Below are 17,768 nucleotides of genomic sequence, written 5' to 3'. Positions count from 1 at the left end.
GACGCAATCGCACCTAAACGGCTCGTCATGATGTGATTGCTTCGCTACGCTCGCAATGACAGGCATTAAAATTGGTGCGCTATCTATTACTATTCACCAATCTTATTTCTTACCCAGCACCGCCCCTACGGGCTTGCCGGTGGCGGGCGTGGGCGCGTAGGCTTGGCCCAGAAGGGCGGCCAGGGTGGCGGCCACTTGGTTTTGATAGAGTTGTCCGGTGGTGGCCATGCCTAGGGCGGGCGTGTCGGGACCTAGGGCGGCGAACCAGATTTGGTCGGCGCCGGCTACTTCTTTGCCGTGGGTTTCCCACTGGGTGCCGGCCTGGCCGCGGCCGTGGTCGGTGGTGATAAGCAGCGTGGTTTTGCCGCGATACTGGGGGTCGCTTTGCAGGTATTCCCAAAGCTGGCGGATAAAGCCGTCGGTGTACTGCGCGGCGTGCAGGTAGGCGCCGTATTCGCCGCCGTGGGCCCAGTCGTCGGTATCGCCAAAGCCGATGTAAAGCACCCTAGGCTTCTTCTTTTTGAGGTACTCAAAGGCATAGCCGTAGGTAAACGCATCGAGCCGCTCCTCACCAAACGGACTGGGCGAAGATACCTCCAACTGGTTGAGCAGCTGCTCACCGGGCGTGAGGCTAGCGCCTGTGGCCTGGCGCTGGCCAGCATTGACGGGCAGGCCGCTACGCTTTTCGTTGAGGATATAGGGGAAGGCCTCCCACGAACCAAAAACGGCGACCTTGCCCTTGTAAGCGGGCTGCTGGTTTAGCACTTCAAGCACCGACCGGTTAGGGTTGTCGAGCGGGTCGTTGCTGTGGATGCGGGCATCGTCGGCGGCCCCGGTCAAGATTTCGTTGTAGCCGGGGTACGAGAAGCGCATGGTGTTGGTCACGTTCACCGAGCTGCCGGCGGGGCGGTTGCCGTAGAGCTGGCCTTGCTTGGCCACGGTGCCCCAGAGGAAGGGCATGAGCACCTGGCGGCGCTGCTCGGGCGAGGCCTGGCCGAAGTCTTTGTGCAGCGCCTTGCGGTCGGTGAAATAGTGCTTGCTCTGGCGAAATAGCGTCGTATCGGCCCCGCCAAACACCTCCTGCCAGCGCATGCCATCGAGGGTAATGAGCACCACGTTTTCGGTGCGCAGCTTGGGCGTTTGGGCCGGGGCGGTCAGCGCTAACACAGCGAGGCCGGCCGTTAGCAAACTAGGAAGTCGCTTCATTTCTAAGATATTACTATACTTAGCTCCTGCCCCACTCGCGCAGAGGAGGCAGGAGCTAGCCGTACCTAGGTTGTTGCTATGCGTTACTTCAGCACGTACATCACGCCGTTAATATCGTCGTTGCCGCTGTATTGGCTTTGCAGCGCGGCTTGGTAATTAGTAGTATTGGCCGTGCGCTCTGAGGTCGGGTATTGAAAGCGCTGCGCGATACGGCCACCATTGCCGGTGCCAGGGCCGGTGGTGAAGGTGGGCACGCCGGTGCGGCGGTAGTTGTAGTACGCCTCCAGGCCCGAGTGGCGAAACAGGGCCAGGTACTTCTGCTGCACTATCTGCGTCAGGCCGGTGCTGCCAGTGGCGTATTTCACGCTGGGCTGGGCGTAATAGGTGGCGAAGCTGACGGGTATGTTGTAGGTGTCGTAGTTCGCGGTAGACGTCACATCGGTCGAGCCGGGGCGGTAGAAATAGGCGGTGTAGGTGCCGCTGGCGGGCAAGCCATACGACGCCATCGACGCCTGAATACCTGCCGTGTACCACGTTTCCGCGTTGCCGGTGGCCCAGCCCCGGTTGATGCCCTCGGCGATGTTGAAGCACAGCTCGGGGTAGCCAATCTGGATGGTGGGCTCGCCCACTAGGGTGCGGAAATAGCGGTAGCGGCTCAAAAACGAGTAGCGCTGCTGGCCGGCATTGTTATACATCACCCCTAGGTCGAGGCCAGCATCGGCGCCCACGAAAGACGCAAAATCGGTCGGGCTCTGCTTGAGGTTATCGACGTAGTAGCGGGCCGGCTCGCAGGTGGCGTACACGCGTGGGTCTTGCAGCTGCGTGAGCAAACCCACGTAGGTAGCCGACATATTCTTGCGCGAGCCGTCCTGGCCGAAGTTGCGGTTGTTGTTGGGGTAGAAGTTATTAGTGGCCGCCACGTAGACATACTGCATGTTGTCGGCATTGCTTGTCATGAGCGGGTACTTGGTGGGGTTGCCCACTATGCTGGCAAACTGCCCGGCGATGTTGAGGTCGGCGTCGGCGTTTTTTTTGCTCAGGTTCAACAGCAGGCGCAGGCGTAGCGTATTCACTACTTTCTGCCATTGCTTCAGGTCGCCGCCAAAGTAGATGTCGCCCGCCACCGTAGTCGTGCCGCCCGCAATGAGCGCCCCTAGGTCGGTGTTAGCGCTCTCCAACCACTTGAAGGCCTGTACGAACACCGCTTTCTGGGAGTCGTAGGCGGGCGTCAGGTTTTCGAGGCCTAGCAGGGCCTGGCTCTGGGAGACGTCGCCCATTTGCAGGCTCATGCGGGTGTAGAGGTAGGCCCGAAAGAAGTTGCCCAGCGCAGCGTAGGGGTTAGTGGCCGGCGAGCCGGCAGTCAGGGCCTGCTGCTCCATCAGGCCCACGTTTTTGAGGGTGGTGTAGTAGCCCGTGCCGCTGCCAAAGTCGTAGCGGTTGTTGCCGTAGTAGTCGTAGTTGTTGAGGTAGTACTGGTTCCAGGTTTCGTAGCTGCCGTTGGGGGCTTCGTAGGCATCGTTGAGCACGCCCGTGAGCAGCAGCGAGGCCGGCACCGAGTTAGGCTTGTTTTCGTTGACGGTCAGCTCGTCGAGCGTTTTATTGCAGCTGGTGGCACCTAGGGCTAGCAGCCCCAGCAGCGCCGTAGTTTTAAATATATTTTTCATCGTAGCGAGGCTGGAGCGATTAGAAAGTAGCGTTCAAATTCAGGCCGTAGCTGCGCACGGTGGGCGACTGCAGGCCCGTCTGGGAGATGGCGCCGTTGTACTGGTCGAGGTCCACGTCTTTGAAGCGCTTGTCGCCGTAGAAATACAGCAGGTTGCGGCCGATAAGTGACACCGATACCTTCTGGATGAAGCTGCCCGCGAGCAGCGTGCGCGGCAGGTCGTAGCTGATGGTGACTTCGCGCAGCTTGCCGAAAGTTTTGCTCATCAGGCTGGCCTCGGCCACGCCGTAGTAGCGGCTCACGTAGTCCTGCACGAAGGCCTTGGTAGTATTGGGCGCAAACTGCAGTGCCTCGGTATTCAGGATGCGGCCGGTTTGCGAGTCGTAGTTGATGCTGGCGCCGTTGGCCACCTGCACGCCTTCGCCCACATAGGTGCCAGTGTAGCCGGCCTTGCCGTATTGCTGCCAATCTTGGTAGCGAGCGTCGCCGAGGGCGCCTTCGGCGGTGAGGGCATTGCGGCCGCCGCGCATGGTTTGGCGGAACATGTAGTCGGTGGTCACGCCGCCCACGGCGCCGTCAAACTGGAAGGCCAAGCCCAGCGACTTGTAGTGGAACTTGTTGTAGATGCTCCAATTGAACTTGTTGTTCAGGTCGCCTAGGTACTGCGCCACGGGGTTGGCGAGGGGCTTGCCGCCCGCGTCGTTCACTATCTGGCCATCGGGGGTGCGCACGAAGGCTGTGCCGTAAAACTTATCGGTGCGGTCGCCCTGCCGGAAGAATGTCTGGTACAGCTCCTGGCCAGGAGGCAGCTCGGCGTAGGTGCGCTTGAAGGTCGAGTAGTTCACCAGCACGTCCCAGCCAAAGCCGTTGGCGTTTTGCACGGGCGTGCCGGTCAAACTCAGCTCATAACCCACGTTCTTGGTTTTAAGCGCGTTGATGTACTGCGTATTGTAGCCTGTAGCGGTCGAAATGGGGTTGGCCAAGATGGTCGGCCCGTCGATGTACTGGAAGGCGGTGGCGCTCAAACCCAGGCGGTTTTGCAGGAACTTGATGTCCAAGCCCTGCTCGTAGTTCACGCGGGTAAACGGCTGCAAGCCGGGCGTGAAGAGGTTGTTGGTGCCGTAGCCGGCCGTCTGGTTGTTGTAGGGCTTGCTGGTGGTGTAGAACGACTGCAGCGAGTAGTCGGGGCCGTTGTAGGGCGACTCGTAGGCGTTGCCGTAGCCCAGCGGGTTGGTATATAGCGAGTTGCCGGTGCTGCCTCCAAACACAGTGATGGAGTTGAAGGGCGCCGGCCCAATGGTATTGGCCGTGCCCCCACCCCGAATGTTGGCGTAGGACGCCCGCACCTTCAGGAAGGAAATGGCCGTGGGCAGCGTCACGTAGTCGGACACGGCCGTGGCTAGCGACACGCTGGGGTAGAAAAAGCTGACGGGCTTTTGCAGGGCCGAGGTGCGGTCGATGCGGCCCGTGGTAGACAGGGTGGCGTAGCGCCCTAGGCTCAGGTCGAGCGAGTAGTAGGCGCTCAGCACCCGCATCTGCGAGCTAAAGCTGGTGCTCTGCACCGGGTTCAGCGAGTTGCTGAACGCGTATACCTCGGGCACGGTGAGGTAGTCGGTCGAGGTCCAGTTCGAGTTGTAGGTGAAGTTGCGGACGTTGCCGCCTACCAGACCGCTCAGGTTAAAGAACTTGCTGGCGCCTAGGTCGTAGTTGTAGCTCAAAAAGCCCTCGGCGTTGTTGTCGAACAGGTTGCGGCGGTCTTCGCGGTAGTCGCCTAGGTTGCCCTCGCGGCCGTAGGGGTGGGCCGAGAAGGGCACTTTCTCGGTGCGCAGCAGGCCATAGGTGCTGATTTGGGTGCGCAGGGTGGCGCTCAGGTGGTCGTCAATCTTATAGTTGCCGGTGAGGTAGGCGTAGGTGTCGTTTTTGTAGTGGCCGCGCAGCCACTTTTCCACCATCAGCCAGGGGTTGTGGTAGCGCTGGTACTCGGCAAATACCGACTGCGTGCCCACCTGCCCCGGCTGCCAAATGCCCCGGATGTCGGGCGCGTTCACGTCCCAGTCGGCACCGGTCCACACCACCGAGCTATAAATCAAGCTATTGGGGCCGTAATCTACGTCGGGAAAGTTGTCGGTGAACTGCCGGTTGAAGTTCACGTTGGCCTCTACCTTAAAGCGCGGGCTCGGGTTGAAGGAGCCGTAGAGGTTGAAGTTGATGATGTTGAGCCCGTTGTTAGGGATGTAGCTGTTCTGCTTCTGCTGCGACACCGAAAAGCGCGTGGTATAGGTATCACCGTTGGCGCTCAGCGAGATATTATTATTGGTCTGGAAGCCGGTGCGCAAGAAATTGCGCAGGTTGTTGGCGCCCCGCGCCACCCAGGGCGTGCCCTGGCGCACGCCGTTCACGATGGGCGAGTCGTACTGCGGAATGAGCTGCCCCGCAAAGTAGGGCCCCCACACGTCGTAGTCGCCATCTACGCCGCCCGGCGCGCCGCCCTTGCCGTTTACGAACTGGTACTGCGTGTTTTCGCCCGGCCCGTAGGAGTTTTGCAAGCGCGGAAACGCCAGAAAGCCCGATTGCAGCACGTTGCTGCTATTTAGCTCCACGGTAAAGACCTTCTTGTTGCGGTTGCCCTTTTTGGTGGTAATCAGGATAGCCCCGAACTGCGCCCGGTTGCCGTAGAGCGCCGCCGCAGCCGGCCCCTTCAGCACGGTGTAGGTTTCGATGTCATCGGGGCTGATGTTCCAGGTATCGGTGTCGATGGGGAAGCCATCGACCACATACAGGCCCACGGCATTGCCGCGCAGCAGCACGTTGGGCGCGCGCAGCAGCTCGGCCGACGGGCCGACACTCAGGCCCGCCACCTTGCCCGTAAGGCCGGTGATGGGGTTAGGGTCGCGGGCGCGCAGCAGGTCCTCGCCGTTTACTTCCTGCACCGCGTAGCCGATTTTGCGGGTCTCTTTTTTCACGCCTAGGGCGGTCACCACCACCTCGTCGAGCTGCTTGTTGTCGGTGGCCAGGGTCAGGCTTAGCGTGGTTTGGCTGCCCACCGTCACTTCCTGCGACACGGCTCCCAGTGAGCTGATAACGAGTACATCACCAGGGTTGGTGGCGAGCACAAAGCGCCCGTCCGAGTCAGTAGTCGTGCCCTTATTGGTACCCTTGATGACGACGCTCACGCCGGGCAGGGGCTGCTTGTGGTCGTCGGTGATAGTGCCGCCAATGGGGGCTTGGGCAAACCCTAGGTGGGGTGCCAGGCCCATTACTAGCCCCAGCCCCACTGCCGAGAATTTCTTGTAACGATTGCGCATAGAAGGAGAAAAGAGGAGAGAATATGTATTATTAGGGCCTAGCCGGCGCTCAGCTAAGCGCGCTGCAAGTGGCGTAGGGCCAGGGCTTTCAGATGGTCGAGCCGGCCCACGGGCTGGTCGGTTTCTTTGGCTTGCTCGTCCCAGCGCCGCAATTGCAGAATGAGGTCGGCATCGGGGTCTTGCTCGAAGGCGGTGGCCTCGGCGGCGCTCATCACCCCGCCCTGAAAGGCCAGCGTGGCTAGGCTGGCCTCTGATAGCTGACGCAGGTAGCTGGGGTACTTGTAGGTGAGGTAGCGCTTGGCCAGCACGTGGCTCTCGACCAGCCGCGCTACACGCTCCGAAAAGCCTCGCGCCCGCAGGTAGTCAGCTCCCAAGCGCTCGTGGTTCACGGCCCCAAAGCCAGCCATCGAATCGGCCGCTAGGTCGGGAGCGCACAGGTGCCCTAGGTCGTGGAAGAAGGCGGCGAGTACCACCTCGTCGTCGGCCCCAGCGGCCTCGGCCAGCGCGGCGGCCTGCCACATGTGCTCGAGCTGCGACACCGGCTCGCCGATGTAATCGTCGCCGCCCCGGGTTTCATACAAGCCAAATACCTGGTTTACTGCCTGCTGAGGAGTTACTTCCACTTGGTCAGCCATTACCGCAAAATGAGAGAAAGAATCCTAGCCGCGTGCCCAAGCAGGGCGGCGCTAATCGAGCCACCAAAGCATGCCTTAGCAGCTAGGCAGAAGAATGTCGTGATACCTATAGAGTACTAGCTAACCTGCGTCAACTTCTAGCATAGTCTACTAGTGTTCAGCCCAATGACTGATTTAGCAAATGGCCAGGTGCTATTATTTATTAGCAAAGTTCAGGCGCTGGCCTTAGCCTATTGTCACGAAAACGTTACCTAATTATGGTGTAATTTTTCCTATAGGTCAACGACTGGGGTTGCCCTTATTGGCGCTGCTTGACTAGGCCGCTGCTCTTGGGTGCGATAAAAAACCCAGGCCGCCAGCGCCGTGCTAGCAGCCAGCACGGCTAGCGCCAGAAAGGCCACGCCCCAGCCTTGGCGCTCGGCCATCCGGCCGGTTAGCCATAGGGCACCGGTGCTGCCCACGTAGCCCACCGCATCGATGAGGCCCGCCGCCGTGGCTGCTCCCCGCCGCCCACCGGCATCGAGGGCCATGGCGCCAGCCAAGAAGGAGTAGGGACCTAGGAGCAACAGCCCCACGAGCGAAGTGAGCACCAGCGGCAGCACGCGGCTGCTGGCCGGCTGGGCCATCAGTACCAGCACGGGCACCAGCCCTAGGCAGGCCCCAAGCAGCAGCGGCCCGCGCTGTCCCCGCAGCCAGGTATCGGAAACATAGCCTGCGCCCAGGATAGAAAGCATGCCAAAAGCCGAGTACAGCGCGCTGTACTGCGAGGCGGCGCTTTCGGAAAGGTGCGCGGCCTCGACCAGATACGTCGGCACCCAAAAGCTAAATGCCTCGCGCAACGCCGTGAGGCCAAAGGATAGCATGAGCATCAGCAAAAACGCTGGGCTATTGAAATACGGCCGCAGCAAGGCGCCCAGTGAGGCGGGCTGCCCGGCGGTTGCGTCGGTGTCAAACAGGCTATCGGGGTTGGTGGGCGGGGCGGGCAGCCCCACACTGGCGGGTGTGGGGGCTAGTGCCCACCAGTTGGCCAGCGCCACCAGCGCCAAGATGGCCGCCGCGGCTCCAAACAGCCCGCGCCAGCCCACCCCCAGCGTCAGCAGCTGCCCTAGGATGAGCTTGGCGGCAATGTCCCCCACTAGGTAACTGAGGCTGAGCACTCCCATTATCTTGCCGTAGGAGCGGTACGAAAACCAGTTGGCCGTGATGTTAACCAGCCCGGCCCAACCCATCGCCTGTATGAGGCGGTTCAGCGCCCACGCCCCAAAAAACACCGTCACGCCCTGCCCTAGCCCAAATGCTACCGTGGCCACCACCGCGCCTACCATGCCGAGCAAAAAAATACGCTTACCGCCCAGCAAGTCGCCTAGCACGCCATTCACCACTTTGCCTGCGGCGTAGCACAGCACACCTAGCGAGGCAATTTGCCCCAGCACTTCCTTATTAAGCCCCCGGCTGCCAAACTCGCGGATGAGCAGCGGCGCAGCCACTGCTAGGTTGGACCGGCACAGGTAGTACGCGCTGTACCCTACGAATAAGCTCACGCCCGTGCGGAGCTGCCAGCGATGCAAGGGCGTAGAAGGCAAGAGCTTAAACATGGCTACCGGGTTGGTACTTTCGGCAGGCAAAATTGGGCTTTAGCTCAGCGCAACTAGTTTCGGCTAGGTTGTGTATGCGTTAACAAATTGTGGATGACTGTTGAAAATAAGTAAACGGTTATTCTGACTATTGCGATTGTCCTCAACGGCTCACAACTAGTAAGACAAAGGCTGACTTTGTCATTTAAGCCTGTCATGCTGAGCCCTGTGAAGCATCTCTACCACTTTGCTTAGCGGTATGAGATGCTTCGCAGGGCTCAGCATGACAGGCTTAAAGGTTACTCCACTGCTTTTACGTCCTTACCCAAAATGTCTTCCCAGCGGTAGTAGTGGAAGGTTTTGTTGTCGGACATGGCCACGAACAAGCCGTGCGGAAACTGAGCGTTTAGCGGCACGTTGGTCACGTCGGAGCCGTCGCTAAAGTGGGCGGCTACTTTCACGGCGCGTAGTTCGGGATGCGCGTTGGGGTCAGCAGCGGTGCCCTGGCGCGGAAAGAAGCGGAACTGACTGGCGCCCTGGTCCGACACCAGAATATAGCCGGTCTTAGGGCCAGTTTTGTAGATGGAAATGCCTTCGTGGTCTTCGGTGAAGCCAATTTTGGCAAACAGCGCCAGCTCGGCGTCGCCTTTGGCGGGGTCGGCGTAGTACTTGCGCACCCCTACCCCTTCATCGGAGTAGTAGATGAAGCCTAACTCGTTATCGACAGCGATGGACTCAATTTCCTTCTTGCCGCTCCAGGTGCCAAAGGTGCGCACCTGCGTCATGGTAAGTTGGCCCTGGCCATCGTCGGCCAGGCGGTACTGGGCCAAGTAGCCTTTGCTAGGTCCGGTTTTGCGGCCTACTACCGCGAACATGGCGCCATCGGTGGGCCGGGTGTAGATGGCCACGCCCATCGGCATCCGCTGCTCATCCGGCGCCCCCACAAATACGTCGAGGTTGCCGTAGTCGAGGGGCTGCATGTCGGGCAGGCGGAAGGCGCGCAGCTTGCCGGTTTCGCGCTCCGTCACGAGGGCAAAGTCGGTGGGCTGGCCACCGAGCTTTAGGCCGTAGGCCAAGTCCACGTTGTTGGGGCGCTTGAGGCCGTGCACCGACTTGCCGGGCACTTCCTTGCCTTGCAAATCAAAGACATATAGCCCACCATCCGAGTCCTTATCGGTTCCAATTATCAGACTCTTAGCGGGGTCCTGAACATTCACCCAAATGGCGGGGTCGTCGGTGTCGTAGCGCACGGGCTGGGTCACCACCACGGGGCGCACCACGCCGGGGCCGGTATTAGTGCCATCATCAGCGAGGCCGACGGTCGGGGTGCTGCTAGTAGCCTGGACGACGTGTTGGCAGCCGGTGGGTAGCAGCGCAGCCACACTCAGGAGCAGTGTTGCGGCCGGGGTACGCAGAGTAGAAAGGGGCATTCTTAGCAAAGAAATAGCATTAATATCGGTCAGGCAGCGCATAGCAAAGCCTCTCGCGCGTTGGCGTCTACCTAGGTAAGAAGTTACCGCGCCACGCGAGAGGCTTTGCTGCGCTCTGCATGACAGCTAGCATTTGTTACGTTACTGTTGATTGCCCACGTTGCCCGACTGATACGCCCCCACATCGGCGCCCGGCGCGGTGCTGGTAGGCGTAAACAGGCCACGTACGCTGAAGTTGCCCACAGCATTGAGCGGCGTGAAGGCGACGGTGCCCTTGCCGATGGCTGGCGAGCTGCCTTGCAGACGCAGGTTGGTGGTCGGATTCAGAAAGTTGGCCCACTGCATGGCAGTAGTCGGGGCGGCGGTGGTGCCCGCGGCGGTCCCTAGGTCGGCAATCACGAACTTGGGGTCATTGGCCCCAGCCGCACCGCGAGTGTCGTTGGGCTGGTTGGCGGTGGTCGAGCCGGCGGTGGCGGCGTTGAACTCGGCTACGTGGTAGCTGGTGCTGCCGTAGTAGTACTGGTGGTCGTATTGTAGGTTGGCTACATCCGGCGGCGAGTCGGAGCGCAGGCGCAGGCCAAAACGGCAGTTCACAATCAGATTGTTATATACCTTGCCGGCCGCTTGCACCTCGTAGTTGATGGAGCCACCGCGGCCCGACTTGGTTTGGCGGTAGCCGCAGTTGAGGTACGTGTTGTTGTAAGTAGCCACGTTGGTTTGCACGGCCGCGGCCGCTACCGAAGCCACTTTGGTGCCATTGGTAGCCGCACCCACGAAGGTGTTATAGGCCACATCGCCCACACAGCCGGCCTTGAGATTAACGGCCTCGCCGCCAGTCTTGCCAGCTTTCTCGAAGCGGTTGCGCATGATGCTAAACTTGCAGCTTTGCAGCCGCACAAAATCATCGACGCTGCCGTGGAAGTAACTGTCTTCTAGCACGCAGATAGCGTTGCTTTTCTTGGCCAGCATCGACACCCCAATTTTGGGGTCACCGGCCGCGTAGCCGGTGGGCGCATTGGCGCCGTAGGGGCCACCCACGTACCCTAGGTCGGTGTGTCGCAGCACCAGCAGCGATGCCCCATCGGCGTTGATGCCGCCCCAGTAGCCCTTAAAGGCCGGGTCGGTGGCCGCGCTTTGCACCTGCGTTGGGTCGCCCTTTAGGTCGTCGGCAATGGTCATAACCACCGGCTGGGTCTTGGTGCCGAGGCTCAGCAGCGAGCCGTTCACGATAAAGCCGGGGTTGTTGCTGGCCTGCCCAAACGTGCTGGCCGACTTAGACTTGCCAATCACCATAATCTTCACCCCTGGCTGTAGCAGCAGCGTGTCGCCGTCGTTAATCGTAACGTCGGAAACCATGTAGTACGGGGCCGTGCGCCCCGCAATAGTGCCCTTGAGGGGGCTGCGCAGCGTGTCGCCACTGAAGGCTTGCCCTACCGTTTGCACGGGCGCGGCAATGTCAATAAGCTCTTCGCAGGATGAAAGCAGCGCGCTGCCCAGCAAGAGCGTGGCGGCCGTGGATAGTAGCGTGAGGCGCATAATTTTATTTAGGTAGCAGTTAATAAGCTAGAAACTCGCTGGCCGTGAGACCCCACCCCCGGCCCCTCCCCTCCGGGAGAGGGGTGCCGACCGTAAACTGACGTTAGCGGACGTAACTAAGCGTCAGGCTCCCCTCTCCCGGAGGGGAGGGGCTGGGGGTGGGGTCTCTGCGTTAGAAGCGAAAGCGCAGCCCCGCCAGGTAGTAAGCTTTATAAGTCTGGTTTACCACCGATACCCGGTCGGCATTGCCCTGGAAGGGATAGGTGACCGTGGCGGGGCTGCCCGCCGCGGCCGGGGCGCCGGGGGCCAGAATGTCAACCTGGTAAGGCGTGTTCAGCAGGTTTTGCACCTTCACGTAGGCCGTCAGCCCAAAGCGCTTATCGGCTGGGGTGAGGCGCTTCTCGGCCGAAAAGTCGAGCTGCGACTGTGCCCGCTGCCAGTAGTCGAGGCCCAGAAACTGGCCCACTTGCACAATGCGCGCCCCCGTGTACACGTAGGCGAGCTGCACATCGAGACCTAGGCGCGGGCTTTTGTAAAGCAGCGAGGCGTTGCCCACATGCTTCGACTGGCCTTGCAGCGAGCGCTTCTGCATCACGTTCAGGCTGGCGTCGCCGGCCGTGGCGTTGCGCGACTTACTGGTCGTGATTTCCGATACTGTGAAGGTGTAGTTGGTCGATAGCCCAATCGGGCCAAAGAACTTGACGCCCACCCACTCGAAGCCATAGTTGGTGGCCGTGCCCGCATTGATGGGCTGGTACACCACGGCGGTGGTATTAGCAGCGGGCCTTACCTGGCCGGTAGTCGGGTCGTACTGCAGGGGGTTGGTCAGGGCGTATTCAATCGGATTCTGTAGGCGTTTGTAAAACGCGCCCACCATCACCTGGTCGTTGCCAGCCCCGAAGAATTCGTAGCGCAAATCGAGGTTCTGCGCTTGGGTGCGGCGCAGGTAAGGGTTGCCCGCCTCGGGATACACGTTGCTTTCGCTCACGCTGCCCGCGTTGTTGTGGGGCGTCAGCTCAAAAAAGCTGGGTCGGCTAATGGACGAGAAATACGACGCTCGCAGGTTTTGGCGCGCACTCAGCGCATAGCGCAGGTGCAGGCTGGGCAGAAAGTCGGTGTAAAGCTGGCGGCCCTTGTAGGCCGCTTCTGTCACGGGCAAGGTTGTGAGGTACTGCTGGTTGGTGCGCTCGGCCCGCACGCCACCTAGGACTTCCCAGGCCCCGCGCACCAAGCGCACTTGGCCATAGCCAGCAGCTATCCGCTCGGTGGCCGAGTAGTTGTTGTTGCCCACATAAATGCCCTGTGGGTTAAATACCGTGTAGGTTTCCGAATTGATATCCTGCTCATTCACCGCCGTTTGACCCGAGGCGCGCAACTGGTAGCTCAGGTAGCGGTTGGTGCGGTCTTTATCGCGGTAGAGGCCACCTAGGCCCAGCTCCAGGCCTTCGGCCAGAGTGTATTTCAGGTTCAGGTACGCGGCTTTGTCCTGGTCGTGGTTGTCGAGCCAGATGCGGCTTACGTCCTGGTAGCGGTTGCCGGCCGAAGTCAGCTTGAGGTCTTGCTCGGTTACGTCGGGCACGTTATTGGTAGCCCGCGAGTACACCAGCGACCAGCTCGCCGACAGCTTTTCCGTGAGCTGGTGCTCGCCTTGCAGCGTACCGTTGGCGAGGCCCTGGCGCTGGAGGCGCGAGCGCAGGCGGCGGTCCACGTCGGGGCGGGCGTTGCCTTTATAAGTAGTATCGGTTTCGAAGCGCGCCTGTGCCTCATCGAGCTGCAAGTACACGCCGTAGAAGCGCAGCGTATTGCGGCTATCGAGGCGGTAGTCGAGCTTGGCATTCAGCCCTAGGCGCTCCTGGCGAGTCGAGTATTGCTGCACGTGCAGCGTGCGCAGCACAGGGTAGTTGTCTTGGGTAATACCCGTTTCGTAAAAGTAGCCATCCGAGCCGCGGGTCTGGCCCTGGTATGAGCCGGCCAGCAGCACGCCTAGGCGCTGGTCTTTGCCGTAGCGGCTGCCAAACGTCAGGTTGCCGAGCAGGTTGGGCCGGGCCGTTTTCTGGCTGAAGGTGGCCCACGGAAAGTCGCTGGTTTTGGCTTGGTAGTCGGCCCCGTTGCGGTCGGCCGGCGACTTCTGGTTGATGGCGCCCCGGTCGAAGCTCAGCAGCGAGCGGTCGAAAAACAGCTGCCCGTAGCCGGTGCCCAGCTGCCCCGTGAGGGTGCGCTCGGCGGGCGCGTCCTTCATTACCATGTTCACCACGCCGCCGGTGGCATCGCCTTCCATGCTAGGCGTGAGCGCTTTGGTAACCTCCAAGCGCTGCAGCAGGTCGGCCGGGAAGATGTCGAGCGGCACGTAGCGGTTGTAGGGGTCAGGGCTCGGAATCTTGATGCCGTTGACGAGCGTGTAGTTGTAGCGCTTGTCCATGCCCCGCACGATGGCATAGCGCCCGTCGCCGTTGGTGCTGCGCTCTAGTGTCACGCCCGATACGCGTTGCAGCACGTTGGCTACCTGAATATCGGGCGATACCTGAATGGCCTGGGCCGACACCACGTTCACGATGCTTGGGGCCACTTGCTCGACGCGCCGGGCGGCGTTTTCGCCCTCGGGGTCGCGGCGGCCCTGCACTACTACTTCTTCTAGGGCGTTGTTTTTGTCGTGCAGGCGCAGGCTCAGCGTTTGGTCGGGCTGGGCTTCCGTCAGCGACACGTGTTGGTTCAGCGTCTGGTAACTCACAAACTGACCTACCAATTCGTACTCGCCGGCAGGCACATTGCGCAGGCTAAAGGTGCCATCGAGCTGCACCTGGCCGTTGTAGCTGGTGCCTTGCAGGTACACCACCGCCCCCACCAGCGGCTCGCCGGTGCGGGCATCCGTCACGCGCCCCCGGATGGTACCCGCCCACATCGTGAGCGGCAAGCAGAGCAGACCAAAGAAAGGTGCGTAAAAACGATTCATTAAGGGCAGGTTAAGGCTAGCAACTTTGCTGGTGCAAAATTCCGCTACCCCCTTTCCGGCCACCAAGCAGGCTATGTTATCAAACTATGCCCATCGCCTGATTCGACAGAATCAAATCAGTTTTAACCAAGATTCACAACATCTACACCTTAGCTAAGCGCACAATCGGTTGCACTAATCTAAGTTATTTATCATTTCATTACGCCCACCCTACTAGCGCATAACATTATGGTAGCAATCCATTCACGGCTCTAGGTAGCGTTCTTGCTACCAAGCAGCTCCTTAGGTGGCCGTGGCGGCTACTTGGCGTGCCAGCCCCCATCTAGCTTAATAGCAAGCCGCATTAGAGGTACAACTGCACCATCTGCTGCCACGCGGGCGGCGTGTGCGCCTCACCCTCCCAAATATGTAGCTGGTGCGCAATGCCCTTGACCCACAGCTGCTGGTCCAGAAAGCAGTTATCGGCCAGAAACGCATCCTCCTCCCCTATCGCCAGCTTGATATCGAGCCGCCGCAGGTGCCCTAGGTAGAAATCGTCGCGGAGGTTGGGCAAGAAGCGGTTGGGGGTGTTCAGGTAAACTTCGTGGTCGACGTAGCCCTGAAACAAGTCGCGGAAGCAACCCATAGCCTGCGTCAGGTCGTAGCGCCCGCTCAAGCCCACCACTTTGGCAAACAGCTGCGGGTAGCGAAACGCGAAGTTGACCGCATGGAAAGCGCCCATGCTGCACCCGGCCGCCATCAGGCAGGGATTAGGGTTACAATGGTACGTCAGGGGCAGCACTTCTTCGAGTAGGTACTGCTCGTACTGCAAATGCCGCCTGATGCGCTCGGCCGGGTGCTTGGCCGGGCAATACAGGCTTTCGGCATCGACGCTATCGAGGCAGTAGAGCTGCAGCTCGCCGCGCTCCAGCCGGGGACGCAGGGCCTCGACCACGCCCCAGTTTTCGTAGTCGAAGAAGCGCGCCTTGCGGGTCGGAAAGAAGAGTACCCGCGCCCCTGCGTGCCCAAACACAAGCAGCTCCATGGACCGACCTAGGGCCGGGCTCCACCATTGTTGATACTCGCGGCGCATACAGCTTATGATTAATAAGATACCTGCGAAAGCAAAACCATTGTTGTATCGGCTTTAGGCGGGCAGTAGCCCCATCTGGCCGAGCTGCCGGGCTATGGCTTGTTGCCATAAGGCGTAGCCGGCCGGCGATAGGTGCAACCCATCTGCCTCGTACAAGGCGCGTTGTGGATTGCCCTCCCCATCGAGCATGGCCGGGTAGAGGTCCAGAAAGTAGTAGGGCGGCCCTAGGGCCGCGATGCGCTGCCGAATGCAGGCATTAGCATACTGAATATTCTCGCGCAGGTAGAGCCGCGCCGGGCTGGGCTTAATCGACACAAAGCAGAAGGGAATGCTACCCAGCTGCGCCTTACTCACAGCCACCAGCTGCTCAAAAAACAGCACCACTTCCTCAGGCGTGCGGCCGTCGCCGAGGTCGTTGTCGCCGGCATAAACTAGCAGCGCGGCCGGTTGCTGCCGGGGCACCACCCGCTCAAAAAACCAGGCGCACGCCGCCAGCGTCGAGCCCCCAAAGCCTAGGTTAATCGCCTGCACCTGCGGGAAATCACCCCCCAGGCCAAGCCAGCGGGTAAAGGTGGAGCTGCCGTAGAACACCACCTTGGGCCGTTCGGTCGCCGCTACGGGCAGCTGCGCCAGGCGCTGCACTTCCTCTTCGTACCACTGCATACACGTACTCGGTGCTAGGTCGGGTGAGTAGCAAAGGTCGCCCCGCTGGGTTATCTAACTATCATGCCTACGTGGCTATTGGTTTATCTTGTGGCACCTAGGAGCACCGTTAGCGGCTGTAAAAAAGCCGCCGAAAAGCGGCGGGCCAGTTGGCACTCGCACACTTCTCGGCGGCTTCGGGTTTGGCTCGCCTAGCGCAGGGGCGTGGGCAGCTTCACGAAGTAAATACGATTGACATCGACCTTGCCGGTGGCGGGCAGCACCTTAGGCGCAAAGCCGTTGGCGCCGTTATCGACCACGCCAAAATCATCATCGTTGGAGATGGCCAACCGGTCGTTGCCGATAAGGGCAAGGCCTTCGGCTTTGTCGTGCGGATATACCGGCGCGATGGCCGACCCCAGCAGGTCGAGCACCGGTGTTTTGGTTACGGGCACTACGCCGGCCGCCGTCAGCCCGGCCTGGTCTTTTAGCTGCTCCACGGTGAGGCCGCCGTAGAGCTTGCCCGCGGCGGTGTTGCTGGCATCGGAGATGTCGGTAGCCCCCGCCAAATCAAACTTGTATACCTTCTTGAAAGTAGCCGGCGATGTCGAATTGCCGCCGTAGAGGCCGTCGCGCTCCAGGGCCAGAAAGGTCGTGTTGCTGATGGCCGCCACCTCGCTGCACCCGGTCAGGCTGGGGTTGTCCAGCAAGTAGGCGTACTGCTTGGTAGCGCCGCTGGCCAGGTCGAAGGTCACGACGCGCAGCACCGTGGAGCCCGCCACCGCCGCCGACGAGGGGTTGTAGAGCGGCGACTGCATGAGGCCGACCAACGTTTTGCCATCGGGCGTGAGGCAGAGGCCTTCCATGCCGCGGTTGGGGCGGCGGCGAGCCAGCACTAGCGGCAGCGTGCGCCCGCCCTGTCCACTGCCAAAGGGGTTGATGCGCTCAAGCTGCTTGCCGGTAGCGTCGAAGTGGGCGATGTGCGGCCCATATTCATCGCTCACCCAGAAAGTGCCATCGGGGGCCAGTACCAGGCCTTCCGAGTCGATGCCATCGGCGCTGGTACCTAGGAGCTGGCCATTGAGGCCCAGCGCCGTTTCGCCGGTGCTGCCCTGGCCTGCGGGGTTGGGCAAACCAGTAAGGGGCTGGCCGGCCGCGTTCTGCAGCAAGATGGTTTGCTCTAGCGTCAGCTGGCCGTCTTTCATCCGAAACTTGCCAATCTGGGGTGTGAAGTCGGCCTTGCCAAACACGATGGAATTGGCCGCCACGCCGGCCGCATTCGGGCCCCGGTCAGTGAGCAGGTAGAAAACCGTGGGGTCGTTGGGGTCTGGGGCTATAGACGAGCCGAAGCCGCCGTTGTACAGCAACGTGCCGTTGGGGGCCGTAGCAAGCACCCTAGGGCTACCTGCCTCGGCATACGCTGGGTATTCCACGGCGGCCGTTACATCGTCTTTGCGGCAGCTGGCCACGGTGGCGCCTGCCGCTACCAGGGCCAGCGCCAAATACTTCTTGTGCATCTTGAGAGAAATGAGCAGAAAACCAAGCCGCGAAAGTCGGCGGGTTGCATTTCCTCAGTGTTGCCGGTAAGCTACGCTTTTGCGTGGGGCAGGCGAGCCACGATTTCCAAAGCCAACCACAGCTTCGCCAGCGGCAGCCTGGCGCCATGCGTGGGCCAATAGCATGGCCTCGATGCGCACAAGTGGAGCAATGAGCGCAAGCATCAACTGCTCCGCGACGCCCTAAACCTCAGAAGTG

11 protein-coding genes are annotated in these 17,768 nt (G+C 60.8%); all 11 read right to left on the bottom strand.

The window, feature by feature from the left end; genetic code table 11:
- Window positions 1-102 precede the first annotated feature (102 nt).
- The 11 genes from JAO77_RS02455 to JAO77_RS02405 all read right to left on the bottom strand — a co-directional run bounded on the left by JAO77_RS02455 (window position 103) and on the right by JAO77_RS02405 (window position 17,530).
- Entirely contained in the window at window positions 103-1,206 is a 1,104-nt protein-coding gene (locus JAO77_RS02455; protein WP_198988682.1) for a sulfatase-like hydrolase/transferase, read from the bottom strand.
- Between the two features lie 83 nt (window positions 1,207-1,289).
- Window positions 1,290-2,870 (bottom strand): SusD/RagB family nutrient-binding outer membrane lipoprotein, encoded by a 1,581-nt coding sequence (locus JAO77_RS02450; protein WP_198988681.1) that lies wholly within the window; start codon window positions 2,868-2,870, stop codon window positions 1,290-1,292.
- A 19-nt stretch (window positions 2,871-2,889) separates the two neighbouring features.
- Window positions 2,890-6,174, bottom strand: coding sequence for a SusC/RagA family TonB-linked outer membrane protein (locus tag JAO77_RS02445; protein ID WP_198988680.1), 3,285 nt, complete (start codon window positions 6,172-6,174; stop codon window positions 2,890-2,892).
- Between the two features lie 53 nt (window positions 6,175-6,227).
- A complete protein-coding gene (locus tag JAO77_RS02440; protein WP_198988679.1) occupies window positions 6,228-6,809 on the bottom strand; it encodes an HD domain-containing protein in 582 nt (193 codons plus the stop codon).
- Between the two features lie 272 nt (window positions 6,810-7,081).
- Entirely contained in the window at window positions 7,082-8,434 is a 1,353-nt protein-coding gene (locus JAO77_RS02435) for an MFS transporter (RefSeq protein WP_198988678.1), read from the bottom strand.
- Between the two features lie 248 nt (window positions 8,435-8,682).
- Window positions 8,683-9,813 carry a phytase gene (locus tag JAO77_RS02430; protein WP_198988677.1) on the bottom strand — a complete coding sequence of 377 codons (1,131 nt, stop codon included), beginning with the start codon at window positions 9,811-9,813 and terminating at the stop codon, window positions 8,683-8,685.
- 141 nt (window positions 9,814-9,954) lie between these two features.
- Window positions 9,955-11,349 carry a hypothetical protein gene (locus tag JAO77_RS02425; RefSeq protein ID WP_198988676.1) on the bottom strand — a complete coding sequence of 465 codons (1,395 nt, stop codon included), beginning with the start codon at window positions 11,347-11,349 and terminating at the stop codon, window positions 9,955-9,957.
- 172 nt (window positions 11,350-11,521) lie between these two features.
- Window positions 11,522-14,299 (bottom strand): TonB-dependent receptor, encoded by a 2,778-nt coding sequence (locus JAO77_RS02420; RefSeq protein WP_198988675.1) that lies wholly within the window; start codon window positions 14,297-14,299, stop codon window positions 11,522-11,524.
- 343 nt (window positions 14,300-14,642) lie between these two features.
- Window positions 14,643-15,371 carry an esterase family protein gene (locus JAO77_RS02415; protein WP_198988674.1) on the bottom strand — a complete coding sequence of 243 codons (729 nt, stop codon included), beginning with the start codon at window positions 15,369-15,371 and terminating at the stop codon, window positions 14,643-14,645.
- Window positions 15,372-15,425: 54 nt separating this feature from the next.
- Window positions 15,426-16,034, bottom strand: coding sequence for a GDSL-type esterase/lipase family protein (locus JAO77_RS02410; RefSeq protein ID WP_198988673.1), 609 nt, complete (start codon window positions 16,032-16,034; stop codon window positions 15,426-15,428).
- Between the two features lie 191 nt (window positions 16,035-16,225).
- Window positions 16,226-17,530: an esterase-like activity of phytase family protein gene (locus tag JAO77_RS02405; protein ID WP_198988672.1), complete on the bottom strand. Its 1,305-nt coding sequence runs from the start codon at window positions 17,528-17,530 to the stop codon at window positions 16,226-16,228.
- Window positions 17,531-17,768 lie beyond the last annotated feature (238 nt).

Source organism: Hymenobacter sp. BT559 (assembly GCF_016427535.1).
Lineage (GTDB): Bacteria > Bacteroidota > Bacteroidia > Cytophagales > Hymenobacteraceae > Hymenobacter.
The sequence above is the reverse complement of the archived record's forward strand: the minus strand, read 5'-3'. Positions and strand labels throughout refer to the sequence as shown.